The 25,609-nt window shown below is 55.3% G+C and carries 24 protein-coding genes and 3 pseudogenes; 14 read left to right on the plus strand and 13 right to left on the minus strand.

All coding sequences use genetic code 11. From position 1 onward, the window contains the following. Positions 1–426 precede the first annotated feature (426 nt). The 7 genes from AC2FIS_RS00005 to AC2FIS_RS00035 all read left to right on the plus strand — a co-directional run bounded on the left by AC2FIS_RS00005 (position 427) and on the right by AC2FIS_RS00035 (position 9,076). On the plus strand, positions 427–1,821 hold the full coding sequence (locus tag AC2FIS_RS00005) for a site-specific DNA-methyltransferase (protein ID WP_496771508.1): 1,395 nt from the start codon (positions 427–429) through the stop codon (positions 1,819–1,821). Beyond that, the gene (locus tag AC2FIS_RS00010) at positions 1,814–2,248 is read left to right on the plus strand and encodes a DUF5681 domain-containing protein (RefSeq protein ID WP_496771509.1); all 435 of its coding nucleotides are present in this window, start codon (positions 1,814–1,816) and stop codon (positions 2,246–2,248) included. Before AC2FIS_RS00005 ends, AC2FIS_RS00010 begins: the two co-directional genes overlap by 8 nt. Next, positions 2,235–3,713, plus strand: coding sequence for a phage terminase large subunit (gene terL / locus AC2FIS_RS00015; protein WP_496771510.1), 1,479 nt, complete (start codon positions 2,235–2,237; stop codon positions 3,711–3,713). Before AC2FIS_RS00010 ends, terL begins: the two co-directional genes overlap by 14 nt. A 482-nt stretch (positions 3,714–4,195) precedes the next feature. Next, positions 4,196–5,221, plus strand: a complete 1,026-nt coding sequence (locus tag AC2FIS_RS00020) for an ABC transporter substrate-binding protein (RefSeq protein ID WP_496771511.1) — start codon at positions 4,196–4,198, stop codon at positions 5,219–5,221. Beyond that, positions 5,222–7,438 carry an ABC transporter permease gene (locus AC2FIS_RS00025; protein WP_496771512.1) on the plus strand — a complete coding sequence of 739 codons (2,217 nt, stop codon included), beginning with the start codon at positions 5,222–5,224 and terminating at the stop codon, positions 7,436–7,438. Then, positions 7,435–8,508 (plus strand): ABC transporter ATP-binding protein, encoded by a 1,074-nt coding sequence (locus AC2FIS_RS00030; RefSeq protein WP_496771513.1) that lies wholly within the window; start codon positions 7,435–7,437, stop codon positions 8,506–8,508. The genes AC2FIS_RS00025 and AC2FIS_RS00030 overlap by 4 nt, the downstream gene beginning before the upstream one ends. Position 8,509: 1 nt before the next feature. After that, the gene (locus tag AC2FIS_RS00035) at positions 8,510–9,076 is read left to right on the plus strand and encodes a histidine phosphatase family protein (protein ID WP_496771514.1); all 567 of its coding nucleotides are present in this window, start codon (positions 8,510–8,512) and stop codon (positions 9,074–9,076) included. Positions 9,077–9,082: 6 nt separating this feature from the next. On the opposite strand, the gene AC2FIS_RS00040 is transcribed toward AC2FIS_RS00035, so the two are convergent. Continuing rightward, positions 9,083–9,874, minus strand: a complete 792-nt coding sequence (locus tag AC2FIS_RS00040; protein ID WP_496771515.1) for an inositol monophosphatase family protein — start codon at positions 9,872–9,874, stop codon at positions 9,083–9,085. Positions 9,875–10,216: 342 nt separating this feature from the next. Further along, positions 10,217–10,633, minus strand: coding sequence for a DUF2461 family protein (locus AC2FIS_RS00045; RefSeq protein ID WP_496771516.1), 417 nt, complete (start codon positions 10,631–10,633; stop codon positions 10,217–10,219). A 17-nt stretch (positions 10,634–10,650) separates the two neighbouring features. Here AC2FIS_RS00045 and tnpA point away from each other — a divergent pair, with 17 nt between their 5' ends. The 3 genes and pseudogenes from tnpA to AC2FIS_RS00060 all read left to right on the plus strand — a co-directional run bounded on the left by tnpA (position 10,651) and on the right by AC2FIS_RS00060 (position 11,887). Then, positions 10,651–11,052: an IS66-like element accessory protein TnpA gene (tnpA, locus tag AC2FIS_RS00050; RefSeq protein WP_496771517.1), complete on the plus strand. Its 402-nt coding sequence runs from the start codon at positions 10,651–10,653 to the stop codon at positions 11,050–11,052. Next, positions 11,049–11,123, plus strand: a pseudogene (locus AC2FIS_RS00055) (IS66 family insertion sequence element accessory protein TnpB); the annotation flags it as partial. The gene tnpA and the pseudogene AC2FIS_RS00055, both read left to right, overlap by 4 nt. A 56-nt stretch (positions 11,124–11,179) precedes the next feature. Next, positions 11,180–11,887: pseudogene (locus AC2FIS_RS00060) on the plus strand (IS6 family transposase). Positions 11,888–12,035: 148 nt separating this feature from the next. On the opposite strand, the gene pdxR reads toward AC2FIS_RS00060, so the two are convergent. Next, on the minus strand, positions 12,036–13,529 hold the full coding sequence (gene pdxR / locus AC2FIS_RS00065; RefSeq protein ID WP_496771518.1) for a MocR-like pyridoxine biosynthesis transcription factor PdxR: 1,494 nt from the start codon (positions 13,527–13,529) through the stop codon (positions 12,036–12,038). A gap of 158 nt (positions 13,530–13,687) precedes the next feature. Between pdxR and AC2FIS_RS00070 the strand changes: the two genes are divergently transcribed. The 3 genes from AC2FIS_RS00070 (at position 13,688) to AC2FIS_RS00080 (ending at position 17,472) form a co-directional block, all read left to right on the plus strand. Next, positions 13,688–15,271 carry an ABC transporter substrate-binding protein gene (locus tag AC2FIS_RS00070; protein WP_496771519.1) on the plus strand — a complete coding sequence of 528 codons (1,584 nt, stop codon included), beginning with the start codon at positions 13,688–13,690 and terminating at the stop codon, positions 15,269–15,271. 64 nt (positions 15,272–15,335) lie between these two features. Then, a complete protein-coding gene (locus tag AC2FIS_RS00075; protein WP_496771520.1) occupies positions 15,336–16,262 on the plus strand; it encodes an endonuclease/exonuclease/phosphatase family protein in 927 nt (308 codons plus the stop codon). A 502-nt stretch (positions 16,263–16,764) separates the two neighbouring features. Continuing rightward, complete coding sequence (locus AC2FIS_RS00080; protein WP_496771521.1) at positions 16,765–17,472, plus strand: IS6 family transposase; 708 nt, start codon at positions 16,765–16,767, stop codon at positions 17,470–17,472. Between the two features lie 10 nt (positions 17,473–17,482). On the opposite strand, the gene AC2FIS_RS00085 is transcribed toward AC2FIS_RS00080, so the two are convergent. Further along, positions 17,483–18,643: a GAF domain-containing protein gene (locus tag AC2FIS_RS00085; RefSeq protein ID WP_496771522.1), complete on the minus strand. Its 1,161-nt coding sequence runs from the start codon at positions 18,641–18,643 to the stop codon at positions 17,483–17,485. Between the two features lie 463 nt (positions 18,644–19,106). Here AC2FIS_RS00085 and AC2FIS_RS00090 point away from each other — a divergent pair. Next, positions 19,107–19,803: pseudogene (locus AC2FIS_RS00090) on the plus strand (IS6 family transposase). Positions 19,804–19,812: 9 nt separating this feature from the next. On the opposite strand, the gene ureG reads toward AC2FIS_RS00090, so the two are convergent. The 9 genes from ureG to AC2FIS_RS00135 all read right to left on the minus strand — a co-directional run bounded on the left by ureG (position 19,813) and on the right by AC2FIS_RS00135 (position 25,287). Then, positions 19,813–20,463: an urease accessory protein UreG gene (gene ureG, locus AC2FIS_RS00095; RefSeq protein WP_496771523.1), complete on the minus strand. Its 651-nt coding sequence runs from the start codon at positions 20,461–20,463 to the stop codon at positions 19,813–19,815. Beyond that, entirely contained in the window at positions 20,460–21,113 is a 654-nt protein-coding gene (locus AC2FIS_RS00100; RefSeq protein WP_496771524.1) for an urease accessory protein UreF, read from the minus strand. The genes ureG and AC2FIS_RS00100 overlap by 4 nt, the downstream gene beginning before the upstream one ends. Further along, positions 21,097–21,549 carry an urease accessory protein UreE gene (locus tag AC2FIS_RS00105; protein ID WP_282150762.1) on the minus strand — a complete coding sequence of 151 codons (453 nt, stop codon included), beginning with the start codon at positions 21,547–21,549 and terminating at the stop codon, positions 21,097–21,099. The genes AC2FIS_RS00100 and AC2FIS_RS00105 overlap by 17 nt, the downstream gene beginning before the upstream one ends. Positions 21,550–21,577: 28 nt before the next feature. Then, positions 21,578–21,802 (minus strand): DUF1127 domain-containing protein, encoded by a 225-nt coding sequence (locus AC2FIS_RS00110; protein ID WP_282150763.1) that lies wholly within the window; start codon positions 21,800–21,802, stop codon positions 21,578–21,580. 121 nt (positions 21,803–21,923) lie between these two features. Further along, positions 21,924–23,684, minus strand: a complete 1,761-nt coding sequence (ureC, locus tag AC2FIS_RS00115; RefSeq protein WP_496771525.1) for an urease subunit alpha — start codon at positions 23,682–23,684, stop codon at positions 21,924–21,926. Further along, positions 23,659–23,991, minus strand: coding sequence for an urease subunit beta (locus AC2FIS_RS00120; protein ID WP_058276343.1), 333 nt, complete (start codon positions 23,989–23,991; stop codon positions 23,659–23,661). The genes ureC and AC2FIS_RS00120 overlap by 26 nt, the downstream gene beginning before the upstream one ends. Then, positions 23,988–24,149 carry a hypothetical protein gene (locus tag AC2FIS_RS00125; RefSeq protein WP_496760643.1) on the minus strand — a complete coding sequence of 54 codons (162 nt, stop codon included), beginning with the start codon at positions 24,147–24,149 and terminating at the stop codon, positions 23,988–23,990. Before AC2FIS_RS00125 ends, AC2FIS_RS00120 begins: the two co-directional genes overlap by 4 nt. A gap of 18 nt (positions 24,150–24,167) precedes the next feature. Next, positions 24,168–24,470: an urease subunit gamma gene (locus tag AC2FIS_RS00130; protein ID WP_058276342.1), complete on the minus strand. Its 303-nt coding sequence runs from the start codon at positions 24,468–24,470 to the stop codon at positions 24,168–24,170. A 1-nt stretch (position 24,471) separates the two neighbouring features. Next, a complete protein-coding gene (locus tag AC2FIS_RS00135; RefSeq protein WP_496771526.1) occupies positions 24,472–25,287 on the minus strand; it encodes an urease accessory protein UreD in 816 nt (271 codons plus the stop codon). Positions 25,288–25,609: the final 322 nt, after the last annotated feature.

Consider the following 25,609-nt stretch of genomic DNA (forward strand, 5'->3'; position numbering starts at 1 on the left):
CGAACCCTGGTACTGAGGAGCGCCCGAATGGCTCGGGCGTGGGTTCAGTGATGCGTGGTTCACAGCAACAGTCCAGCTCTTTCTTGGGCAATCCGAAGAGGGATGTGTTTTGCAGGGCGTTGCTGCTGTGCCCCGATTATTCGTCAACAATCTTAATTGGTTACTTTCGGTCTGGGGGTTGCAATTGCAGAAGCCCGTGCATAAATTTTAGCCAGCCCTGCAAGGGACAAGGTCCCACGGGGAGGTGAATACATCTCCCAGGCAGCATTCGGCGCCGCATTTGTGAAGCGGATAAGACCGAGAGCATTCGAAGGGGCAACGAACCGGGTCGATTGGTCCGGAGAGTTGCTAGTCGTGCTCTCTCCGAATTCCCAACACGATCCTTTCTTGTCGACGCTAACGAGCGTCAAACGAAAGGAGGCGGCTATGTCTGCCAAAAAAACACAGAGCGACGCCAAGGCGTCCAACACGCCGATCTGGATGGCGGACAAAGTCGTCCAATCTCAGATCAGCCAGATCAAGCCCTACGCCAACAACAACCGCGTACATGCGGCCAAGAACATCGACAAACTGAAGGCTTCGGTGGCCCAGTTTGGCTTTGTCACTCCGATCCTTTTGGATGGTTCGGGCACAATCATTGCGGGTCATGGCCGCTATGAAGCCGCCAAGGCTCTGGGGTTGAAGTCTGTGCCGACAGTTGTCGCGGATCACTTGTCTGAAGCGGAAGTGCGCGCTCTGCGCATTGCGGATAACAAGTTGGCGGAATTGTCAGACTGGAACGAAGCGGCGCTGCAGATCGAGTTTGCCGAGCTGATGGATCTCAGCCTTGATGGCGAGCTGGACTTTGATCTGGGCATCACCGGGTTCGAAACACCTGAGATCGACATTATCATCGACGGCACGGGCGAGGTCACGGAGACTGAAGCGGAATCTGTTGAGACGCCGAACCCTGCGGCACCCGTAATCACGCAGCCGGGCGACCTCTGGGTTCTCGGAGATCATCGCATCTTCTGCGGGAATGCCTTGCAATCCCAGAGCTACGAACTCTTGCTGGAAGGCGAGACCCCGCAGACGGTCTTCACCGACCCTCCTTACAATGTGCCGGTGAATGGGCATGTCCGCTGTGGCACCGGTGGCGATCATCGCGAGTTTGCCATGGCGTCCGGAGAAATGTCTGACGGCGAGTTCCGTGGCTTTCTCTCGGACGTGAACAACCGGCTGTTTGACTGCTTGCCGGGCGGGGGCATCGCGATGATCTGCATGGACTGGCGTCACATTGAAGAGTTGATTGCGGCCGGCAAGGCAGGTGGATTGGACCTCATCAATCTCTGCGTCTGGAACAAGACGAACGGAGGCATGGGCAGCCTTTACCGCTCCAAGCACGAGCTGGTTGCGATCTTCAAGAAGCCAGGTGCGTCGCATATCAACAATGTCGAACTGGGCAAACATGGGCGCAACCGGACCAATGTCTGGGATTATGCGGGTGTGAACAGCTTTGGGGCAGGACGCGAAGCGGATCTCGCTGATCATCCCACGGTGAAGCCGACAGCTTTGGTGGCAGATGCCATGATGGATGTAAGTCATCGCGGCGATGTCGTGCTGGACGTTTTTGGCGGGTCCGGCGCGACCTTGCTGGCAGCTGAGAAAACCGGGCGCCGGGCGCGGCTCATTGAGCTTGACCCTGTTTACGTCGATGTCGCCATCCACCGTTGGCAGGAGATGACCGGTGAAAGCGCGGTGCATGCTGTCACGGGGCAAACGTTCGATACGCGTTCTGCAGCCAACGACGCCACTTCAGAGCAGGAGGTGGATCATGTCTGACGATACGAAAGAGTATGAGGTGGGCTACGGCAAGCCGCCCAAAGCGACCCAATTCAAGAAAGGCCGCTCCGGCAATCCGAAGGGACGACCAAAAGGTGCCAAAGGGGTGAATGCCAGCTTGAAACGCGAACTGGAAGCCAAGATCACCGTCCGCGAAGGCAACCACGAAGCTCGGATTTCCAAGGCGGAGGCAATTGCAAAGCGGCTCACGGCCGGTGCGTTGAAGGGCGACACGAAATTGCTGATGGCGCTTCTAAAGGTCGACGCTGATCTGTTCGGCGGTCCAGATGATGGGAGCGAACAGGCTGGCTCTGAAGTGAATGGGCCGGAGGCAGTTGACTATGAAATCCTCCGGGATTTCTTTTCCAGCCAACTGGACGGTGACGGTGGTCCGGAAAACGAGGAGGCGGAAGATGACGACTCCTGATCCAAAAATGGTCCTGCAAGCCGCTCGCGAGGTTTGCCGGGACAATTTCTTTCCTTTCGTGTGGCGTGTGTTTGACACGCTGCACCAAGGGACTGACCGCAGCTTTGATCCGGCTTGGCATGTGCGTGCCATGTGCCATGAGTTGGACAATGTCCGCCAGGGCGAAAACAAGCGGCTTATCATCAACATCCCGCCACGTTGCCTGAAATCGGTCACCGTGGCCGTTGCATATGTCGCTTATCTTCTGGGGCACTCACCCAGCGCCAAGATTATTGTTGCCAGCTACGGGCTGGATCTGGCGCGCAAGCATTCCGAAGATTGTCGTCGGATCATGTCCGCGCGCTGGTACCGGGAAATGTTCCCTGAAACGGTTTTGGCCAAAAAGGGCAACTCCTCAGAAGAAATCCGCACCACAAAGGGAGGCAGTCGCAAGGCTGTCTCCATCGGCAGCTCTGTCACCGGTCATGGCGCTGATTACATCATCATCGATGACCTGCTGAAAGCAGGTGATGCGAGTTCCGAGGCCGAACTGGTCAAGGCACAGGAGTTCATTGAGGGAACCTTGCTGTCGCGCTTTGACAACCCGGCCGAAGGGCGTGTGGTTATGGTTGCACAACGGTTGCACGAGATGGATCCGCCAGGCTACCTGCTTGAACGCGGTACCTATCGGCACCTGAATCTGCCCGCCATCGCCGAAGAACATGAGACGGTGCCTCTTGGGCGTGGAAGGGCCATGCACCGCAAACCGGGTGATCTCCTTTGCCCGTCGCGCCTGGATCAGCAAACGCTGGATACCAAGCGCCGTGAAATGGGCGCAGCCGTGTTCAATTGCCAGTATCAGCAGAACCCGATTGCACCAGACGGATCGCCCCTTCGCTGGGAGTGGTTCGGTATTTATGAGACCATCGAAAATCGTCGCTGGTTCCAACTGGTGGTTCAAAGCTGGGATACGGGCATGTCAGCGGATCCCCGGTCCGACTTCTCGGCCTGTACAACCTGGGGGTTCCGAGAAAATGCGTGGTACCTTCTCGACGTCTGGCGCGGGCAGGTGGACTACCCAGACCTTAAAGCCAAGGCGCTACAGCTTGTCGGCCTTTGGGATCCGGATCGTGTTTTGATCGAAGATGCGGCCTCCGGTAAACCGCTTCTGGACGAGCTGTTTCGTGATGAGCGTCGGCGCTACGAACGCATTAAACCCGACAAGGACAAGGAAACTCGGTTCCAGTCCGCTTGCGGTCCTGTCGAAGAGGGCAAGGTGTATCTGCCTGCAGACGCACCCTGGCTGCCGGTATTCAAACGAGAGCTTCAGTCCTTTCCACGCGGGCGTAACGACGATCAGGTCGATAGCTTTGCCCATTTTCTAAACTGGTCCAAGGGACTGGGATTCTACCGGGCATTGGGTCGCGACCACCGGATCAACATCGAACGTCGGGAGCGTAATCGAGAGAGGGTAAGAAGGCAGTAGAACAGAAAACAAAGTTCGAGGCCGATAGTCGGCCTTGAGCCGCCCAGCGAAACCTTGGCCATTGGACCCGAAGGGCGGAGAGCGGAAGTTCGCTGCAGCCGCACGGGGACTCAGATTGCAGGCAAAAAACAGACCTAAAATTCGCAATACTATGCTTGCTCTACATTGGAGAGAAAGGTCGCTTCGGCAAAGGGCAATCTAAACAACACGGCATCAAAATACGCTCCCGATCCTCTCACTTGGTGCTGTAAACCGGCTTGGTGATTCAAAAGTTGACGGTGCAAGAATAATGGTATTCGTGGAATTTCCTTGCAGAACCAACAGTACGGTGTTGAGATTGTTTCTGTCATTGGGAGGCTGGTCGGATATTGATTTGGTCAACGCAATTAGATCCACTAGCGACTTTGAGCGACCGCCTCCAACGACGAATTGACGAGTATCGCGCTGTGAATTTCGGCACGACACATAGGGGAGGAAAGAAATTGAAAAATCTGACGACAACGCTGGCGGGATCGCTGATAGCATTTGCGGCTTCGGTAAGTGCGGCCCAAGCTGAGAAGCTGACGTTTTACTGCTCGGCACAGGAAGATTGGTGTCAACTCATGGCGCGCAGTTTCGAGGATGCCACCGGCATAGACGTCAATATGACCCGCAAGTCGTCGGGCGAGACGTTTGCACAAATTCGCGCGGAAAGTTCTAACCCTAAAGGCGATGTATGGTGGGGCGGTACCGGTGATCCCCATTTGCAAGCGGCCGAAGAAGGCCTGACGATGGAATACGTGTCGCCGATGCGTGACCAGCTTCACGACTGGGCGATCTCGCAGGCTGAAAGTGCAGGTAACAAAACCATCGGAATTTATTCAGGCGCACTCGGCTACGGCTACAACTCCGACCTCTTGGCCGAGAACAGTTTGCCTGAGCCTGCATGTTGGAAAGACTTGCTGAAGCCCGAGTATAAAGGGCACGTGCAAATGGCGAACCCGAATTCCTCGGGCACCGCTTATACGACGCTTGCCTCGATGGTTCAGATATTTGGCGAAGACGACGGCTTTGAGTTCATGAAGGGCCTACATTCGAACATCAACCAATACACCAAGTCGGGTTCAGCCCCAATCAAGGCCGCCGGTCGGGGTGAGAACACCATCGGTATCGTATTCATGCATGATGCGGTCAAGCAGGCCGTATCAGGTTTTCCGGTCAAGGTCGTGGCTCCATGTGAAGGCACAGGCTATGAGATCGGCTCGATGTCGATCATTGACGGCGCTCGAAATGAAGAAGAAGCCAAAAAGTTCTATGACTGGGCGCTCAGCCCCGAGGCCCAGAACCTTGCGCTTGAGGTTAACGCCTTCCAGGTTCCGTCCAACAAAAATGCGGAAACCTCTGAAAGCGCACCTGACATGAGCCAGATCAAGCTGATCGACTATGACTTCAAAAAGTATGGCTCGTCAGATGAACGCAAGCGTCTTTTGCAGAAATGGGACGAAGAGGTCTCTGTGCTGCCTCAGTAAGTGACTGAAACCACGTCAAAAACGAACCACCCGGTTCTGATCTTTTGGATTGTTGCCGGGTGGATCGGTTTCTGCCTGCTGCCATGGTTCATGGTAGAGGATGGCATTTGGTCATTCGTATGGCTGGTCGATGGATATCCGTTCGACGAAGACTATGCGCCCGCTGCTTTTCTGATCGGACAAGGCGAAAAGCTTTGGCTTACGCCGCTTTTGGTCCCGCTTGCTTTGCCTTTGTTGGTACTCGGTAAACCGAAGTCCGACCCACATTACGCACGCATCCTGATTTTGGCTGGTGCCTTGGGTTTTGGCTGGCTGATTGCGCAAGGGTTCTCAATTGGCATTCGCGGGTTCAATTTCGATTGGATGAAGGTGCTGTTCGGAGAACCGAAGATCCGCCAGTTCGGCATGGGATACGGCGCGATGATCTGCGCCACAGCGTTCCTGTTCCTTTTAACTCAGGGTATTGCGGCCCGCGGCGCCATAAATGGCGACGTTTTCGTCGTCAGCGCTATTGGTGGCGTAATCACCATTGTTACAGTTTTCGTCTTCTTTCCAATTGCGAAGATGTTGTTTGCCGCCTTCGTTACCGAAGATGGTGCCTATTCAGTTTCGGTTTTTGCCTCGAAGTTCTTTGATGACCGACTTTGGGGCTTGGGTTGTTTTGCCGGTGCCAAATGCGGTGCCGCGTGGAACTCTCTGTTTCTTGCAATTCTTGTGGGTTTCATCACGACCGTGCTTGGCCTTTGTTTCGCTCTTGTCGTCACACGGTCGGGATTCCGCTTTAAACGCGGGATGCGCGCGCTGACGGTCTTGCCGATTATCACACCGCCTTTCGTGATTGGTCTGGCACTGATCCTACTGTTTGGGCTTTCCGGGTCGGTCACCAGATTTGTTGCCGAGATCTTTGGCGTGCAGCCGACGCGCTGGCTATACGGCATGCCTGGGGTGCTGATCGCTCAGACACTGGCATTTACGCCAATCGCCTTTCTGGTCTTGATCGGGGTGGTAGAAGGAGTGTCGCCTTCGATGGAGGAGGCCGCCCAAACCCTTCGAGCCAATCGTTGGCAAACCTTCAAAACCGTGTCCCTGCCTCTGATGCGCCCGGGCCTGGCTAATGCTTTTTTGCTGGGGTTCATCGAATCCATGGCTGATTTTGGCAACCCACTTGTCTTGGGCGGAAACTTCGATGTGCTTTCGACTGAGATATTTTTTGCCATCGTCGGTGCGCAGTACGATCAGGGCCGGGCTGCTGTTCTGGCCATGGTGCTTTTGTTCTTCACACTTTCTGCCTTCTATGCGCAGCGCGCGTGGTTGGGGAAAAAGAGCTATACCACCGTTTCCGGCAAGGGCGACGCGGGTGTACATCCCTTGATGCCAAGGGGCCTTGCCATACCGGTTCTGGGCATTGCAGTTGCCTGGGCGGTTTTCACGGCTGTGGTTTACGGGATGATCATCTACGGAAGTATTGTCGAACTGTGGGGCGTCGATAACTCGCTGACGTTCAAACACTACGTCACAGCCTTCTCGGTCCGCTTCGAGGAAGAGGGTATTCGCTGGACCGGAGCCGCCTGGGACAGTTTCTGGACCACAATCACCATCGCCGGCATTGCCGCGCCGCTGACGGCCGCCGTGGGGTTGGTCACGGCCTATCTGCTGACAAGGCAAAGTTTCGCCGGCAAGAATGCGTTTGAATTCGGAACGATGCTCTCTTTCGCAATTCCCGGCACGGTTATTGGAGTCAGCTATATTCTGGCATTCAACGTGCCCCCGATCGAGATCACTGGCACGGGCGTTATCCTTGTCGTCAGCTTTATCTTCCGCAATATGCCGGTTGGGGTTCGCGCGGGTATCGCGTCGATGTCGCAGTTGGACAAATCCCTCGACGAGTCCTCGCTAACGCTTGGTGCGAACTCGTGGCAGACATTCAGGCGTGTGATCCTACCGCTTTTGCGGCCGGCCATCCTGGCTGCGCTGGTCTACAGCTTTGTCCGGGCAATGACGGCGATTTCGGCGGTGATATTCCTTGTTTCCGCCGAGTATGACATGGCTACCAGCTATATTATAGGTCGGGTCGAGAACAACGATTACGGTCTTGCAATCGCATACTCCACAACGCTGATCTTCGTGATGTTGGCGGCAGTCGGGATGTTACAAATCCTCGTAGGACGTGTTCAGATCGGGCGACGTACACAACTCGGAGCAGAGAAAACGACATGACCGAAACGACTATTGCAAGTAAGGCCGCGCCTGTTCGTTTCGACGGTGTTTCGAAAGTGTTCGGCAAGGATGTGGTGGCCGTTGATGGCATCGATCTGCACGTCCAAGCGGGCAAACTGGTGACGCTTTTAGGCCCCTCAGGCTGCGGTAAAACGACGACGTTGCGCATGATCGCAGGTCTGGAAATGGCGACCTCGGGCCGAATTCTGATCGGCGACCGAGACGTGACCAAATTACCCGCTACCGACCGTGACGTGTCGATGGTATTCCAATCCTACGCGCTTTTTCCTCATATGAGCGTGCTAGAAAACGTCATGTATGGGTTGACCTTCTCCGGCTTCGACAAGCGCGAGTCCCGATCGCGCGCGCTGCATGGGTTAGACTTGGTTGGCCTGAAGGGCTTCGACAATCGTTTGCCAAGCGAACTTTCCGGCGGGCAGCAACAGCGCGTTGCCGTCGCTCGTGCATTGGTTTTGGAGCCACAGGTTTTGCTCTTTGACGAACCTCTCTCAAACCTCGATGCGAAACTGCGTCGCCAAGTGCGCGAAGATATCCGTGCCATTCAGCAAGATCTCGGTTTGACCGTCGTCTATGTGACTCACGATCAGGAAGAAGCCCTTGCCGTTTCAGACGAGATTGTCGTCATGCGTAACGCTGCTATCGCTCAGATCGGAACACCGCGTAAACTCTATGATGCGCCGGTTGACCGGTTCGTGGCCGATTTCATTGGTGAGGCTAACCTGATCAATTGCACTATCCTTTCCGTCGAAGGCGGCTTAGCCAAGATCGAGATCGAGAGCTATCAACACACCCTCCCCTCTCGCGGTCTAACACCAGGACCAGCAACGCTGGCCGTGCGCCCGTCACGGATTTTGATTGGATCTGATACCGGCATCCCGGCCAAAGTTGCCAAGGCGACCTATGTTGGTGTGAGGATGGAGTACACTCTGGCCGGTGCCTTCGGGCAGGTATTTGCTGTGCAGGACGACGTGGACGAACCGCTGGAAATCGGCTCGGAAGTCAAAATGTCTTTTGCCGAACGTGGCCCCGTTCTGTTGCCGGAAGGGTGACGTGGGTAAGCTTTTAGTCGTCTCTCACCCGGAGGTCGTCGTCGAACCTGAGACACCGATCACCGAATGGGGTTTGAGTGAAATTGGCCGCGCCCGAGCCGACATGTTTGCACAAAGTCAGACCATGTCGTGCGTGACAGATATATGGTCCAGCACCGAGCGAAAAGCGTCCGAGACAGCGGCTATCCTTGCAAAGCCTTTGGGGCTGGTCGCGAAATCCGATCCTGAACTGGGAGAGAACGACCGAAGCACTACTGGATTCCTTCCTCCCTCGATATTCGAGTCCGCGGCTGACACCTTCTTCGGTGCACCCAATTCCAGTTTCCGTGGCTGGGAAACAGCCCATGCCGCTCAATTGCGTATCGTTCGAACAGTCCTGTCAATCGTTAATAACCACAACGGAAGAGACCTGGCCATTGTAACCCACGGCGCGGTCGGAACACTGCTTTGGTGCCATCTGGCAGGGAAAGAAATCGACCGGCGGTTTGATCAATCTGGGCAAGGCCACTTCTGGCGCGCGGATATAAAAACTCTTCAACCTGAATTCGGGTGGCGCCCGATTGCCTGAAAGACGTCATTCGTTCCAAGCGTCGTCGCAGATCATTTTCAAGGTCTCAAACACAGCTGGCGTACCAGCGATCACGCGACCACCGTCCCGGATCATCCCGTCGGCGTCTTGATCCTCGATCTCGCCACCTGCTTCGGCAATCATCAACTGACCGGCGAGGCAATCCCAGGCGTTCATGTGCTCTTCAATGTACCCCAAAAGACGTCCCGCCGCGACATAGGCCAGCGAAAGCGCACCGCTTGCATTGCGATGATAGAGAGCGCCACGTTCGACAAGGGCCGCAATCACCGGAATGACCTTTGATGCTTCGACCCGGTTCGAATAGCCAATTGAGACGGTTCCACTTGCAAGTTCCACGCTTGCGGCAACCTGCATGGCGTGTCCATTCAAAGTGGCACCTTCGCCTCGAACCGCCACGTAAGTTTCATCAACGTTTGGCTCGAAAATCACGCCGACCTGCGTCTGACTGTCTGAAACGCCCGCTAAGACAATCGTCCAGGCCGGAATGCCATTGACGAAGTTCGTTGTCCCATCAATCGGATCGATCACCCAGTCAAAACCGCTGGAGCCAGCTTTTTCGGCGTGTTCTTCGCCATAAATCCCATCATCGGGAAAAGAGTTCATAATCTTTTGACGAATGAAGGTTTCAACGTTGCGATCCGCCTCGCTGACCCAGTCCTGCGCGCCCTTTTGATCAATGACCAAGGTGTCTCTGGCAGCAAAATACTCTAGTGCAAGCGCGCCCGCCTCTTCGGCTACCGCGACAGCGAAGTTTCTTCGTGCTATGATGTTATGCATTGATCGGCTCACTTCCTGCTGAATGCATCACCACATCTACGGGAAGGGGTGTCGGAAAACAAAACAGTGTTTGTCAGGTCAAAATCCACCTTCTTCGCGTCAAATGTGTTTCTGTCGGAAGAATATCCTTATTTAAGCACTCATTCACTTCCACACAGTGGAGTCGCACGTTGCTAGTGACCAACGCCGGCTTTCTTTAGAGAACGCTGCATCGCTGCGATTGAAGTTGTAGCGACGGGCCTGTGTGGATGGCTCCTGCATTGCCGAGAACGTAGACTGTGTTCACGGATGAAGTGCCATCCCACGAAAACACCCCACTCGCACAATCCTTTCTGCGCAGAGTCAGTCGAAGTAGTGCACCAGCGGGTGGGCGGCGCGGAAGATCTCTATCAGCAGATCGATTACTTCGTCGTTAAGCAGCAGAGCGTCTGGCAAATCTTTGCGGCATCCCAGGCCAGCCATTTTCAGAAAGGGCGCGGCGGGGTCGTTACTTGCAAAGCCTTCCCGCACAGTACCCAACGCCTTTCGCGTGACAATTCCGTCTGGGAAAGTCTTCTTAAACTCAGGGTCGTCCAAGATGGCTGTCAGGCCGCTCGGATCATCGATCAAGCGCGTCCGCATTCGGACGAGCACGTCCTTGGAGGGTTTGAAAAGTGCAGCTCCTGCGGAGCAATTTTCCGGCTCGATGTGGAGATAGTAGTAAGCGTCCGGCCTTTGCTGCACTGACGGTCCATAGAGTGTGTCGATAGTGTCCACCATTGAAAGTGGACATCTTGATGGCAGATATGGCGAGCAAGAAGGGTCAGAAGAAGCGGTTCTGGTCAGACGATGAGAAGGTGTCGATCTGTGCGCAAACCTGCGCGCCGGGGGTATCGGTAGCGCAGGTCGCGCGGCGGTACGCCATGAACACCAATCTGATCTACAAGTGGTTGCGTGATCCAAAATTTGTGCCTGTTCTGAAGGCTGTCGAAGAACAGACTGCCCCTGAGCTGTGCTTCCTTCCAGTTGAGGTCGTTGACCGGCCTTTGAGCGAAGAACCGGCCCCCACGCTTGCGGCCAATGCCGCATCCGGCCACAGCGCGATTGAGATCGACATCGCGGGCGGTCCTCAGCTGAGGATTGTCGGTAGCTACGATCCCGAAGCATTGGCTCGGCTCATCCGAGGCCTTTCTGCATGATCCCTGTCCCGGCGAACACGCGCGTCTGGCTGGCTGCCGGTGTGACCGACATGCGGTGTGGGTTCACAACGGCATTGTCAGATAAAACATACTTGAGGCGGGTAGGGCAGTTTCGTAGCGTCTGCCCATGACAAAACGCTCCCCATTTCGCTATTTCAAAACGAGCCCGGAGATCATCCGCCTAGCGGTGATGATGTACGTTCGGTTTCCACTTTCGTTACGAAACGTGGAAGACCTACTCCATGAGCGAGGCATCGACGTGAGCCACGAAACCATCCGGTTTTGGTAGAACAGATTTGGTCCGTTGTTTGCCGTTGAGATCCGCCGAAACCGCGTCCATTGTTTCCGCGCGTATTCCAATTGACGGTGGCACTTGGGCGAGGTTTTCGTGAAGATCAACGGTGAGAGGCATTACCTTTGGCGGGCGGTCGATCACGAAGGTGAGGTGCTGGAAAGTTACGTCACGAAACGTCGTGATCGTAAAGCGGCATTGAAACTCCTATGTAAAGCCGTGAAACGCTACGGAAAACCTGAAGCAATCGTAACGGACAAACTCCGGTCCTATGGTGCTGCGATGAAAGTCATCGGCAATGCTGACCGTCAGGAAACCGGCCGATGGAAAAACAATCGAGCTGAGAATTCTCACCTACTGTTCCGACGAAGGGAACAGGCGATGCACCGCTTTCGCCGCATGCGAAGTTTGCAGAAATTCGTCTCCGTTCACGCTTCCGTCTTCAACCACTTCAATCAAGATCGCAGCCTTTCACAAAGGCGCCATTTCAAGCTGATCCGGACCGCGGCTCTCGCTGAGTGGCGCGGTCTTTGCACTGTATAAAGGACAGTGATGTTGGCCTAGGAGAGACCAGTTCGAATTCGTCTGACAGCACCCAATTCGGCGTGGCAACCTCAGTCAAATGAAAGCAACCTGACAATGCTCAAGTCCCAAAAAAGGTAACACTTTGTTCAGATGAAAGTCTGCTTCCTCAAATTTTATTACTGTTGAAGTCAGAGAGGCATGAACAAAGACCCGCAACAGCAGTCGGAATGTCTTCCTCATGGGTGCAGCCAAAACCCAATAATAGCCCATTCAAGTCCCGCCGCTGCATGCAATAATATGAGAGCGCATAGGCCGCCACGCCGTGTCCATCCAACGCATCCAGCATTTCCGTATCCGGCAGGTTGGCAGGCAGGTCTGCAATCACTCTCAGCCCGCTGGTATTCTTGTGCAAGTTCACAAGCGGGTTGGCAATGTGAGCAAAGCTGTCAATCATCGCCTTACGACGACGGGTATAGGCACTGTGCATGCGTCGGATATGGGTGTTCAAATATCCCTGCTCAATAAATTCTGCCAACACCGCCTGCAGCCAGGTGTTGGGGCCGCGGTCAGTGACGGCGCTGAGCGCCATCAGCGGCCTGGCCAGCGCCCGGGGTGCAATGATGAAGCCAAGCCGCAGCGACGGAAAAAGCGCGTTGTTGAAGCTAGAAACGTAGATGGTACGCGCATGGTGGTCGTCGCAGTAGATCGCCGGGTCCGGGCGCCCGCCGAACATAAACTCATTGTCCAGATCGTCCTCGATGAGCCAGGCATCATTGCGGCGGGTCCAGTCCATCCATTCTAACCGCTGGGCTATCGGCATCACGGCGCCCAAAGGATACTGGCAGGAGGGTGTCAGATAGGCCAGACGTGCCCCATCAGAATTCGGGCCGTCAGGCGGAACGGCTGCACCGGTTTCAGTCACCGGGACAGGAACGACGGCTCCGCCTTGAGCCAGAAAGGTAGCCCGTACCACCGGGCTGGATGGATCCTCCATCAACACTTTGTCGCCAGGGTTTAGCAGCAGAGCAGCAATCAGATTCAGGGACTGCTGGGAGCCGGTAGTGACAATGACCTGACTCGGGCTGCATTTCAGGCCGCGCCGGTTCAGTACGTAATCACAGATTGCCTCACGCAGGGGCACAAAACCACCGGGCTGGCCATAGGCCATCATCGTACTGTCGAGCCGGTTGCGGATTCGGTTTTCGATCCGGCCCCAGATCTTGTGTGGGAACAGATCTATGGCAGGAATGTTGGCCAGGAAGGGGCGCACCAGGACCGGATCGAAGTAAGATGAATCCAGCCCCTCTGTTACCGCCTGTCCGCGTTTCGATAACGTTGGTGGAAGAATGGTTTCCGGCACGTTCCTGACACCGGGGTTTAGGCCTGGAAACTCCGGGTTGACGAAAGTTCCGGAACCGGTTCGGCTTTGCAGGTAACCCTCGCTGGTCAATTGCTCAAATGCGGCGACAAGGGTGCTGCGGGCAATTCCGTGGTGTTCTTTTAGCCAGCGGGTTGAGGGCAGTTTCTGCCCGGGTTTGATTTCCCCGTTCTGGATCATCCGGCGCAGGTGCTGAACCAGTTGAAGATAGAGTGGTGTGCCAGCCTCGCGATCCAGTTTTAAAAATGGCAGCGGCGCAAAATGTTTCGTTTGCCCTGGCACGTGCGAACTCCAAATTGGTTTGCAACATTTAATCTAAATGGACGTAGTAAATAAAGCCACTTTCTGCCAACAAATCTGTGAATGCCCTGACTTGGGCACATGAACAACAAGAAGGCTGTATGGCCCTGCTGGGGCCGGTGCAGCCAGCAGGGGAAAACATGTCTGACATCATCAATCACTATGTGAAACAGGCGGCCAAAGGTTTCATAAGCCGCCGAGAATTCATCGGCCGCCTTGGCGCGCTGGGTGTGGCCGCTGCCAGCGCTAACAGCCTTCTGGCCTCTGCAGTGCGCGCCGAAGGTCCGAAAAAGGGTGGTTTGATCCGTGCGGGCCTGCAAGGCGGCGCCAGCACCGATAGCCTGGATCCGGCGCTGTCAGCCAGTTCCGTCACTGCCAATGTGCTCACAGCTTTTGGCGATCTATTAGTTGAAGTCAGCCCGCAGGGTGAGATTGTTCCCCGCTTGGCGGAATCGGTTGAGGCGAGCGATGACGCAAAAACCTGGACCTTCAAGATTCGCAAGGGTGTGGAATTTCACAACGGCAAGACGTTGACGCCGGACGACGTACTTAAGACCATGCAGCGCCATTCAAACGAAGAGGCGCAATCCGGTGCGCTGGGTATCATGCGCGGTATCGCGTCGATGAAGGTGGATGGCGACTATTTTAGCGTTTCCCTGGATACGCCGAATGCAGACCTTCCATACCTGATGGCAGACTACCACCTGGTGGTTCAGCCGGATGGTGGTATGGCGCACCCGGCTGCAGGCATTGGCAGCGGCCCCTACACTGTCGAGGTCAACGAAGCCGGCACCCGTTACGCATTCAAAAAATTCGCCAATTATTGGGACGAGGGCCGCGGCCACGCCGATGAGATCGAGATCCTGGTGCTGAACGATGACACCGCCCGCGCGGCAGCGCTGCAGAGCGGTCAGGTCCATTTCATCAACCGGGTGTCGCCCAAGATCGCCAAGTTGCTGGGTCGCGCGCCTGGCCTGCGGATCGAGACCATATCGGGTCGCGGCCATTATGTCTTTGTCATGCACACCGACACGCCGCCGTTTGCCAACAACGACCTGCGAATGGCGCTGAAACTGGCGGTCGATCGGCAGGAGATGGTCGACAAGGTGCTGCGCGGATTTGGCAGCGTCGGCAATGACATGCCGATCAACGCTGCTTATCCGCTGTTTTCCGGCGATATCGAGCAGCGCAGCTTTGATCCGGATCAAGCCCGCCATTACTACCAAAAATCCGGTCACGATGGACCGATTGTGCTGAAAGTGTCGGACGCCGCATTCCCCAGCGCGGTGGATGCCGCAGCGCTGTATCAGCAAAGTGCGGCCAAGGCAGGTATCCCGCTTGAGATCCAGCGCGTGCCTAGCGATGGCTACTGGTCCGAAGTCTGGAACAAGGAGCCATTCTGCGCGTCCTATTGGGCAGGCCGTCCGGTGCAGGATCAGATGTACTCCACTGCCTATAAATCGGATGCCGACTGGAACGATACTCGCTTCAAGCGCGAAGACTTCGACGCACTGCTGTTGCAGGCCAAGGCAGAGCTTGATCCGATCAAACGTACATCACTCTACCACGAGATGGGTCTGATGGTGCGCGACGAAGGCGGCGCCATAATCCCGATGTTTAATGATTTTATCGATGGGGTCAGCGAACAGATCGGCGGTTGGGAAGGCGATCCGGGTGGTGGCACCATGTTCGACGGCGCTCTGGTCAAGACTTGGCTGCTGTAGTCAAAGCTCTCGTAGACAGCGGCGGGCGGCCCCAAAAAAACCCTTCGCTGTATTGAGAAGTTCCATGAAATTGGTCACCTACAATATCCGCTACACTCTGGGTATGGACGGGGTTTATGACTGCGCTCGTATCGCCGATGAAGTGCGCGGCGCCGACATCATCGCCTTGCAAGAGGTCGAGCGCAACTGGCGCCGCAGTGGCATGGAAGACCAGCCAGCACAATTGGCGGGCTTCCTGCCCGACTACCATTGGAGTTATTTCCCGGCGTTCGACATGGACGCCAGCAGCGTTTGCACAGACGGCAGGGTTGAAAACCGCCGTCGCCAGTTCGGCGTGATGTTGCTGTCTAAATACCGCATCTTGGAGGTGCGCCGCCACCTGTTACCCAAGATTGCCACCGCTTGCAGCCTTGGGATGGAGACTGGTGCGCTGGAATGTATCCTGGACGCCCCGGGCGGTCCGCTGCGGGTCTATTCTCTGCATTTATCGTCTGCGTCCCGGCGAGAAAAGTTCCTGCAGGTGCAGTACCTGATTTCCCTGCATCAGGGTGCGCAGGCTCGTGGCGGATCTTGGACCGGATCGCCGCCGAAGCATGACCCTATCGAGTTGGCAAATTTCCACGCCATGGATTGGTCTCAGGGTGAACATGAGCCGAAAGCGCCCCACAGTACAATTATGTTGGGCGATTTCAATTTAGTTCCTGACAGTCCTGAATACACTGCTTTAACCGGCGAACCTGACATAGCGACCGGCCATAACCTACACTGGGACAGCCTTGCGGACAGCTGGATCGTTGCAAAGAACAGATCCGATGGCAATGGATTTACGTGGTGGCCCGACCCGCCTGATCGCGCACCTGCACAGCCTTTGCGACTGGACTATTGTCTGATCACTCCCGAATTTGTCCATTTAGTAGAGAGGGCATGGGTGGATTGCAGCGCAACTGGCTCCGATCACCGCCCCTATTGGGTTGATCTGCGCATTGAATGATAGCATTTTTTCCCAACTTCCTGATGGATTCCATATCCAAGACCGGAGTCGACCCCTTCTTCCTTCAGCACCATTTGGCTTCAAATCACCAACTAACCCGGCAAATGTAATGAGTGAGCTTGTGGCACAAGGCGACGGTGCCGTTGCTGTGGTGCGTATTCAACAAGCAGGTCCGGTTGAGCATGTTATCGTTGGTGTCAATAGAGGAGGCACGGTACATTACGCAGCTCGGTAGCATTGTTGATCTACAGCGAAACTTAATAGTTATACCAGGTTATCGTTGTTGGAACGACGCGAACTAACTTTTGCAGAAATTAAGCCACTTGCAACTGAAGCGGGTGAACGAGAGTGGCGTGGATCTTTGGCCGATGAACAAGAAGTGCTGGCGCTCAATTGTATGGGCTATGATCGAGCTTGGATGTTTTTTCGAATCAACAGTATTGAGGGCACTGTCAGAAGAACTTGTCTTGAGGCGGGCAGGGCGAGCACTTAGCGTCGCAGGATGACAAAACGCAGCCCTTTTCGCTACTTCAAGACGAGCCCCGAGATCATCCGTCTGGCCGTCATGATGTATGTTCGGTTTCCGCTTTCGCTTCGCAATGTTGAAGATCTTTTGCACGAGCGCGGCATCGAGATCAGCCACGAAACTGTGCGTTATTGGTGGAACAGATTTGGCCCGATATTCGCGGCAGAGATCCGCAGAAACAGGGTCAATCGGATGCGATCTTATTCGAACTGGCAGTGGCATCTGGACGAGGTCTTCGTGAAGATCAATGGCGAGACGCACTACCTATGGCGGGCTGTGGATCACGAAGGCGAGGTGCTGGAAAGTTATGTGACCAAGCGCCGTGACCGCAAAGCTGCGTTGAAATTCCTCAGAAAATCAATGAAACGCTACGGTCAACCTGAATCCATCGTGACGGACAAACTGCGGTCTTATGGCGCGGCGATGAGAGTTGTCGGGAACGGTAGTCGGCAAGAGACCGGCCGCTGGCTGAACAATCGGGCCGAGAATTCCCATCTGCCATTTCGACGACGAGAATGTGCGATGCTCCGCTTCAGGCAAATGCGATGTTTGCAGAAGTTCGCCGCAGTTCATTCTTCCGTCCACAACCATTTCAATCAGGAACGCGCCCTCTACAGCAGAGACAATTTCAAGCTCAACCGCGCCGCTGCTCTCTCCGAGTGGCGCCAACTTTGTTCAGCATAAGTTCCGGCATTTAGGGGTCAACAGAGACTGGTTCGAATTGGTCTGACAGCACCTGCTGAAGCACTGAATCAAAGACGCGCGCATCGTCATCACGGCTTTGGCTAATGACCGTTAGAATTTCTTGCGTTGCCGTCTGACGCTCCAATTGCGTGTGCAGCTCATTCAATTGTCGTGTATTGTCCAAGGCGATCACGGCTTGGGCGGCGAAGCCTTCAACCAAAGAAATCTCGTCGTCTGTAAAGGCCCGAACTTCACGTCGGTAAATCCCGATGACGCCCACAGGCGTGTCATCTGCCGACATTAATGGGACCGTCAGGAATGACCGGACACCTTCTTCGTCTACAAGTTGACGGCGCCATGGATCGCCTTTGATATAGTGGTCTGTCAGGCGCAGATCTACATTATGGATAACGCGTGCCTCGCGCACGGATTCTGCAATCTGGAGGTGTGAGTCGAGTGACCAGCGATCTACTCCAACCTCGTAGGTCGCCAACTGATCACCGAAATGAGCCGCATATTCGAGGTGGGTTCCTGCCTCATTCAAAAGGCTTAGTGTGGCGACATCTGTTTCGCAAAGCCGGGCGGTGTTTTCCAGGATCGTCTGGAACACCGGCCTCTCATCTTCCCGCGATCGGCTAATCGTCTCGAGAACCTCACGCGTGGCACCTTCGCGTGCCAGACGGATCTGCAATTCGCGAAATTGGCGAACGTTCTCAATGGCGATTACCGCTTGGGCGGCAAAGGTTTCGACGAGCTTGACCTGATCGTCGGTATAGGGCCGCACCTCGTCTCGCGCCAACATCAAGCATCCGATTGCACCGCCATCCACCTTTAACGGAACAAACAGATTGCTGCGGCACCCATGCTTGTCGACAATCAGCTTGAACCGCTCATCACCGGATTTGTGGAAATCAGTGTCTCCCATATCCACAACGCGTTTGGTCTCGCCGCTGAGGATGGTTTCAGTCACCAGAGAATTGCCCGGCTCCATCGTGTATTTGCCGTCGCGCCAGAGTTGCTGAATGTCAGGGTGCAGGTTGACACTGGCCACGAGCCGCTGAAGTGCGTCGCCTTCCTGTCCAAGAACCAGACCAGCAAAAACAGCGTCGCAAAGGTCTTTGGCAAGCGCAACAATCAGATCGCAAACCGGCTGAACGTCGTCCTTGGTCACAGAAATCGCCTGCATCACCTGAACGGTGGCTTCAAACCGTGCCTGTTGATCAGCTGCGCTTAACTCCGAACTTGGCGCAGATGATGGCGCGGGACTTATCGGGGTCCCTGATGCCTTTTTGTCGCCCAACTGCGCCCAAACTCCCACGTCAATTCTGACTAACAACTGCCCGGAGTTTAGAGAGCATGTAATAGAAGTCACTGGAATTCTTTACGGATGATGCCCTTTGCATTCATGCACACGCGAGCACGGCCCACTTAGCTCGGATCATCCAGCTGGTCAGCGCGGTGAATCAACAGTATAGTGTCAAGGCGCTGAAGAGCCTTTTAGGCCTTACTGCTCTGGCCCTCCATCCGCGCTTCGAAATCCTCAGGACGTTCGACCTCTGAGGTGCTCCACCGAAGGTTTAGTCAGCAGAACTTGTGTTGAAGCGGGCAGGGTGCCCTCGTAGCCTTCGCGCAAGATTAAGCAATCGCTATTCAAGTATTTCAAAACCAGTTTAAAGGTCGTTCGTCTGGCGGTAATGCTGTACGTTCGGTTCCCACCTTAGAGACGTGGAAGACCTATTGCATGAGCGTGGTATTGAGGTGAGCAACGAAACCATCCGCTATTTGTGAAACAGGATTGGCCCGATGTTTGCTGCTGAGATCAGACGGAAGCGGGTGCAGCAGCTGCGCGCGTTCTCGAAATGGAAGTGGCACGTGGACGAGGTCTTTGTGAAGGTGAATGGCAAACGCCACTATCTCTGGCGTGCAGTTGATCACGAAGGTGAAGTCCTTGAGGCCGTTGTCACGACGCCGAAACAAGGTTGCAGCACTGAAATTCCTCAAGAAATTGATGAAGCGCCACGGTTGCGCCGAAGAGATCGTCACAGATCGTTTCGCTTCCTACAAGGCGGCGCTCAGAGATTTGGGCGCTCTCAAAAACAACAAACGGGCAGGTGGCTCAACAATCGAGTTGAGAACTCGCATCTTCCGTTTCAACGACGCGAACGCGCGATGCAGCGTTTCAGGCGCATGCGAAGTCTACAGAAATTCGCCTCCGTCCATTCCTCCGTATACAACCACTTCAACTAGGAAAGATCGCTAACCAGCCGAGAGACCTTCAAGCTGACTCGTGCCGCCGCTCTTAGCGAGTGGCGCGAACTTGGCACAGCATAAAGGACAGTGTCACTGGCCTACAAGCGACTGGTTCGAATATGTCTGACAGCACCATCCCCCTTGCTTCACCAGGAGGTCAACAATTGCGCTAACCCCCTTTTTGTGACGAAGGGACGTGAACAAAAAAGGCCGTCCTTTGCGCATTATGGCTGCATCTCTTTCCATGACCTCCAGTGAAGCGCCAACATGTGGCGCCAGGTCGGTTTTGTTTATGACCAGGATGTCGGATTTTGTTATTGCCGGTCCGCCTTTTCGCGGGATTTCCTCTCCAGCGGCGACGTCGATCACATAGATTGTAAGGTCGGCGAGTTCCGGGCTGAAAGTAGCCGACAGGTTGTCGCCGCCGCTTTCGATCAGAACGACATCAATATCGGGATGGCGTTCCTGCATTTCAGCAACTGCTGCAAGGTTTATCGATGCATCCTCGCGGATTGCTGTATGTGGGCACCCGCCCGTTTCGACGCCGATAATCCGATCTTGGGGAAGGACCTGCATGCGCACCAGCGCTTCGGCATCCTCCTGCGTATAAATGTCATTGGTGATGACGCCCACTGAACAAGCATCGCGCAGGGCTTCAGACAAGGCAGCGGTCAATGTGGTCTTTCCGGCTCCAACCGGACCACCGATGCCAACGCGAAGAGGGCCGTTCATACTGCTCATGTTCGGAATATCCTTGAATACTGTGTTTCGTGTCTCATCGACGCGATGTCCGTCAGGAACGCAGTCGAACTTAGTTCTTCTAAACCTGCCAATTGCGCCTTTTCGGCGATATGAGCACATTGCGGTGTCAAATTACGGATCAGTTTCTGAGCGTCGGTTTGCCCCAGCGGCACAAGACGCGTTGCGCAAGCGACCAAGTTGCTTGCGAATGCTTGTAGATACATCTTCGTCGTCAGCAGTAGGGGGAGGTTTTGCAGACACGCGGCGTGGCCTACTGAAACTGGGTAGGAAAGCTGTTGGATGTCTAAATCCCAGACATCTCCTGTGACAGTCCCGAATGCCTGCCCCAGCAGTTCGGTTTCCATTTTCCTTTCTGATGACGCGCAGATAGCCCGTGCCTTGGCATCGATGCTAAAAAGTTCATCTTTGTCCTGCGCGTTGTAGGCGGACACTACGAACAGAGCATCATTCCATCCAGATCCGTGTTCCAGCGCATCTGAAATCCAAGCTTCGGCGTTTTGAAAACTGGCGACCGCTCCTTCGTCAATTGCAGCTTCCAACCCATGAGAATAAGCAAAGCCCCCCACAGGGTATGCCGGAGATAACCACTGGGTCAGCGTCAGGATATCGGCGTCAGTGGGCGTGGCCATGTGTCCTGCCATGGCCATAGGCTCCGCCTTCGGGGTTGAACGGTTCGTGCACCTCGCGCACTGTGGCTCCGATTTTCAAAAGCATGTCTCGGATCACATGATCGACCTGGATCAGCAGACGGTCCTTTTCGATCTGGCACGGCGTGTGGCGATTGCCGATATGCCACGCGACGCGTGTCAGGTCCGAAGCGGAAACCTCTAGCAGTGCTTCGGGTGCAGCCTGTATTTCCACTTCGCGACCGTCGTCCAGAACCAACGTGCCACCGTGGTTCAACGAGGTCGTTTGCGACAGATCGACGAGAATTTGTTCGCCACTTTCACAGGTCAGAACCTTGCGACGCAAAAATCGATCGTCATAAGTCAGCGACAGGCAATCTGCGGACTCGCCGTGCATATGATCCGAGTAACGGCGTGCGGTGCAGAGCAGGGCGGTCATACCGTCACCTCCTCTGTAGCGGTAATGGTCAGAGCCAGATTGAGTCCGAAAATACCCGATGTACGATCCGTTCGCGTGATAGGCCGCGTTTTTTCAACTCTTCGTCGCTGAGCGATTGCAGGAATTCGACTTGCCGAACGCGTGATTGAGCTTCGGCCACACTGATCAGAGCCCCGTAGACTGATGCTGCGATGGACGCGATCAGACCGGGCAGCGAAAAGCGTGCGTGAGATTGTGTTGCTGAGTGTGCCATTTGGACCCTCGTAAACGTTGGTCCTCCCTTGGGCATTAATATCTGTCATATCGGCCTCACTTTGAAGTGGGTGTTTGGTCATTTCTGGGTTGCGCGCGGTGCAATGCAGCATAATTTTTAGTCAGAACATAAAGTATCGCTGTGCCATTGGCAGCACTTCGGCGGGTTGGCAGGTCAGCAATTCGCCATCTGCCCGGACTTCGTAGGTTTCTGGATCAACTTCGACATGAGGTGTCGCGTTGTTGAGCAGAAGATCCTGTTTGCCAATCTCACGCGTGTTTTGGACAGCGACAGTCTGCTTTGCCAATCCAAGTGTATCACCGATCCCGTCCGCCAGCGCGGCTTGCGAAACAAAGGTGATGGCCGAGTTTTCAACGGATCGACCATAGGCACCGAACATTGGCCGACTATAAACCGGCTGCGGGGTAGGAATCGAAGCATTCGGATCACCCATCTGTGCACAAACGATGGTGCCGCCCAGCAAAACCATCTCAGGCTTCACTCCAAAAAAGGCTGGGTCCCATAGGACCAGGTCGGCGCGTTTTCCTTCCTCGATACTGCCAATCTCGTGGCTGAGGCCATGAGCAACGGCAGGGTTAATCGTGTACTTGGCGATGTAACGGCGAACGCGCAGGTTGTCGTTGTTACCGGATTCCTCCGGCAGACGGCCTCGTTGTTTCTTCATCTTGTCAGCGGTTTGCCATGTACGGATCAACACCTCGCCCACGCGGCCCATAGCCTGACTGTCGGACGCGATGATGCTGAACGCGCCCATGTCGTGCAGGATATCTTCAGCCGCGATGGTCTCACGCCGAATGCGGCTTTCAGCAAAGGCCACGTCCTCGGGGATGGATTTGTCGAGGTGATGGCAGACCATCAGCATGTCGAGATGTTCCTCGACCGTGTTCACCGTAAAGGGCCGTGTCGGGTTGGTAGAGGAGGGTAGGACATGGTCCTCACCGCAGATTCTGATGATGTCGGGGGCGTGGCCGCCGCCCGCGCCTTCGGTATGAAAAGCGTGGATAGTACGCCCTTTTATCGCGGCAATTGTATTTTCAACAAACCCGGATTCGTTGAGCGTGTCGGTGTGGATCATCACCTGAACGTCCATCGCATCAGCGACCGAAAGGCAGCAGTCGATGGCTGCCGGGGTCGTGCCCCAGTCCTCATGCAGTTTCAGGGCACAAGCTCCGGCTCTGACCTGTTCCTCCAGAGCAGCGGGAAGCGAAGCATTTCCCTTGCCCGCAAAAGCAAGATTCATAGGAAAAGCATCCGCCGCCTGCAACATCCGGCCGATATGCCATGGGCCCGGAGTGCATGTGGTTGCCAGAGTGCCATGTGCCGGGCCGGTGCCACCACCAAGCATGGTCGTCAGGCCAGAATGCAGCGCGTCCTCTATCTGTTGCGGGCAGATGAAGTGAATATGGCTGTCGAACCCGCCAGCCGTCAGGATGCGACCCTCGCCCGCGATGGCCTCTGTGCCGGGGCCGATGATGATGTCTACGCCGGGCTGCGTATCCGGATTTCCGGCTTTGCCAATCTTGGCGATACGCCCGTCCTTTAGGCCGACATCGGCTTTGTAGATACCTGAGTGATCCACCATAATAGCATTGGTGATCACTGTGTCCACGGCCCCCTCGGCGCGCGTGGCCTGTGACTGCCCCATCCCATCGCGAATGACTTTGCCTCCGCCGAACTTGACCTCTTCTCCGTAGACGTCTTCGCGGTGGCCGGTTTCGCTGAACCGCGCAGCCGTTGCACGCTCCACGATCAGGTCTTTTTCTACTTCGATGATCAGATCGGTATCTGCCAATCGTACTTTGTCGCCGACCGTGGGGCCGAACATGGAGGCATAGTCACTCCGACTGATCTTGCCCGGCATCTTTCAAAGCCCCCATGATATGCATATTGAAACCGTAGATGTGCCGGCGCCCCTCAAATGGCACCAGCATAACTTCGCGAGTTTGCCCTGGCTCAAATCGCACCGCAGTGCCCGCCGGGATGTCCAGCCGCATACCCAAAGCTGCATACCGATCAAAATCCAGAGCCGGGTTTGCTTCGGAAAAATGGTAGTGGCTGCCGACCTGTATTGGTCGGTCGCCGGTATTGGCGACAATAACAAGACGGCTGCTGCGTCCTGCGTTCAGCGTCAGTGAGCCTTCGGCCGGAATGATCTCCCCCGGGATCATTTCGGCAGCTTCAAAATCACGGTAATGGCGATGATCGCAATCAAAGCCAACCCAACTGCGAGCGCGGCGTAATCACTGCCATGAGCGTGAACTTGGGTATCCGAATGGGCCATGGCCGGACCAGCCAGAATGAGAGCGGGAAACAGCATACGGTTCATGGAGAACTCCTTTAGAAATTAGCGAATGGGGTTGTGGACAGTCACAAGTTTTGTGCCATCCGGGAAAGTGGCTTCGACCTGTACCTCGTGGATCATCTCGGGCACGCCTTCCATGCATTGGTCACGGGAGATCACTTCAGCCCCGGCTTGCATCATGTCCGCGACCGAACGGCCATCGCGCGCGCCTTCGACCACGGCGTCGGTTATCAACGCAATGGCCTCGGGGTGGTTCAGCTTAACGCCGCGGGTCAGCCGTTTTCGAGCGACCTCGGCGGCCATGGCGACCAGCAATTTGTCTTTTTCTCGAGGGGTCAGGTTCATGTCAGAGCATCCAGCATCGGGGTAAAGTGTCTTTGTTCAGTCGGCGTAGAACTGGTATCAGCGTTCGCCGCAAAGCAAAGCTGTTGTCCGCCAGAATGCGAATGACCAATAGGTCTTTCCAGATCAGGGTTGCCCCGGCGGTGTCCGGTAGCATTTCCCGGACAGGTTTTAGATGACCTTCGGCGGAACTCGACGCTAAGACGATTAGCGCCATCGCCCCTGCGCCGTTCGCAATATGCGGCTTGGACAAATGCGTATGCCAATCACCTGAGAACCTGATCGCCTCGAGAAACACTGGCGTGTCCTCGCGGCGAATCTCGATTCTATCGCGCAAGCGGATGCCGGTCAGCGTCTCGCCCATGGCAATGCGCCCAAAGACCAGCGGCTCGACCATCAGCATTTCAGCATCAAGCCCCATGTCGATCCTGAGGCGCCGGTCCAAAGCACTGCCGTTGTACAGGATGGTTTCCTGCGGCAGCCAGTTCAGCCGAGCGCCATCCTCAACCGTCAAATGGTTTGTAATCTTACCCCATTCTTTGGGCTGGGCTTTGTAGGCGCGCTCGCAGGCTTGTGTCGTCAAAGTCAGCGCCGTGCATTTTGCTGCCTTGCAAGAAAATCGGAATGAATCGCCTCCGGTCACGCCGCCCGCCGTGTTCAGAAGAACCGCATCAAGATCAGGTGGGATCGTTCTGGGGAACAGGCATTTAAAGGACCCAGACTGGCGAAATCTGTCCAGCACAGTTCTGTTGCCTAATTGCTTGGTGCTTAAGCTGACAGTGCCTGCAGCACGTGGCGGTACCGCGCTGTGCGTGGGCAATATGGCTGCAACTTGTGTAATAGGGCACCTTTAGCGCGTCGTTTGGTGCCACCTGTTTCTCTATTGAAGTGTCGGAACACTAATCTGCAGTGTCGGAATCTGCTTATTTCCACATCGTGTGTCTAAATTTTAGACAGCAACGTCCGACTTAGATGAAAAAATATGCGCTTCTCGCCGATTTCCCAAATTGGGCTAAAGGTAAGTTGCCAATCTTGCTGCAATGCAGAAACCGTATGGGTGCCACCGCGGAGATGACCCGGGGGTGTGTGACGGCTGCGCGAATTGGACCTCGAACACAACCGCCACACGGAACGCAACAACA

This window comes from Ruegeria sp. CDSB113, assembly GCF_059611045.1.

Excerpts from the sequence above, each read along its gene's own strand:
- ureG (WP_496771523.1), bottom strand. The coding sequence starts at position 20,463 with ATGAGCAGTATGAACGGCCCTCTTCGCGTTGGCATCGGTGGTCCGGTT.
- AC2FIS_RS00075 (WP_496771520.1), top strand. The coding sequence starts at position 15,336 with ATGAAATTGGTCACCTACAATATCCGCTACACTCTGGGTATGGACGGG.
- AC2FIS_RS00005 (WP_496771508.1), top strand. The coding sequence starts at position 427 with ATGTCTGCCAAAAAAACACAGAGCGACGCCAAGGCGTCCAACACGCCG.
- AC2FIS_RS00120 (WP_058276343.1), bottom strand. The coding sequence starts at position 23,991 with ATGATCCCGGGGGAGATCATTCCGGCCGAAGGCTCACTGACGCTGAAC.
- AC2FIS_RS00045 (WP_496771516.1), bottom strand. The coding sequence starts at position 10,633 with ATGGTGGACACTATCGACACACTCTATGGACCGTCAGTGCAGCAAAGG.
- ureC (WP_496771525.1), bottom strand. The coding sequence starts at position 23,684 with ATGCCGGGCAAGATCAGTCGGAGTGACTATGCCTCCATGTTCGGCCCC.
- AC2FIS_RS00010 (WP_496771509.1), top strand. The coding sequence starts at position 1,814 with ATGTCTGACGATACGAAAGAGTATGAGGTGGGCTACGGCAAGCCGCCC.
- AC2FIS_RS00040 (WP_496771515.1), bottom strand. The coding sequence starts at position 9,874 with ATGCATAACATCATAGCACGAAGAAACTTCGCTGTCGCGGTAGCCGAA.
- AC2FIS_RS00130 (WP_058276342.1), bottom strand. The coding sequence starts at position 24,470 with ATGAACCTGACCCCTCGAGAAAAAGACAAATTGCTGGTCGCCATGGCC.
- tnpA (WP_496771517.1), top strand. The coding sequence starts at position 10,651 with ATGGCAGATATGGCGAGCAAGAAGGGTCAGAAGAAGCGGTTCTGGTCA.
- AC2FIS_RS00070 (WP_496771519.1), top strand. The coding sequence starts at position 13,688 with ATGTCTGACATCATCAATCACTATGTGAAACAGGCGGCCAAAGGTTTC.
- terL (WP_496771510.1), top strand. The coding sequence starts at position 2,235 with ATGACGACTCCTGATCCAAAAATGGTCCTGCAAGCCGCTCGCGAGGTT.
- AC2FIS_RS00125 (WP_496760643.1), bottom strand. The coding sequence starts at position 24,149 with ATGAACCGTATGCTGTTTCCCGCTCTCATTCTGGCTGGTCCGGCCATG.
- AC2FIS_RS00105 (WP_282150762.1), bottom strand. The coding sequence starts at position 21,549 with ATGACCGCCCTGCTCTGCACCGCACGCCGTTACTCGGATCATATGCAC.
- AC2FIS_RS00030 (WP_496771513.1), top strand. The coding sequence starts at position 7,435 with ATGACCGAAACGACTATTGCAAGTAAGGCCGCGCCTGTTCGTTTCGAC.
- AC2FIS_RS00080 (WP_496771521.1), top strand. The coding sequence starts at position 16,765 with ATGACAAAACGCAGCCCTTTTCGCTACTTCAAGACGAGCCCCGAGATC.
- AC2FIS_RS00110 (WP_282150763.1), bottom strand. The coding sequence starts at position 21,802 with ATGGCACACTCAGCAACACAATCTCACGCACGCTTTTCGCTGCCCGGT.
- AC2FIS_RS00100 (WP_496771524.1), bottom strand. The coding sequence starts at position 21,113 with ATGGCCACGCCCACTGACGCCGATATCCTGACGCTGACCCAGTGGTTA.